Source organism: Bacillus sp. SIMBA_005, assembly GCF_046535585.1.
GTDB lineage: Bacteria > Bacillota > Bacilli > Bacillales > Bacillaceae > Bacillus > Bacillus pumilus.
In genome coordinates, this window is record NZ_JAWRWI010001051.1 from 1 (window position 1) to 241 (window position 241).

Annotated in this window: 1 protein-coding gene; it reads left to right on the forward strand. The window is 60.6% G+C overall.

The window, feature by feature from the left end:
• Positions 1–241, forward strand: a 241-nt coding sequence (locus SB660_RS23325; protein ID WP_410584938.1) for a hypothetical protein, incomplete at both ends; no start/stop codon positions are given.

The following is a 241-nucleotide window of genomic DNA, read 5'->3' on the forward strand; positions in this document are numbered from 1 at the left end:
GGAGGCGGGCGTGTTCCACTTTTATCTCATTGATCCGGTCGGGCGTTCTGTCGTGAGAGTGAGTGACGGATTCGACCGGGCCGCAGAACTGACGCACTGCGAAGTGCCCGAGCTCGACACCTTGTGGAGAGACGCATCGGAGCCGGATTCATCGGTCGATATTGCATACGACCCGGACGCCGAAGCTCAGCCCGCTTTTTGTCTGAGGCTTGCGCATGGCGGCACGACGACGGAACGTGTC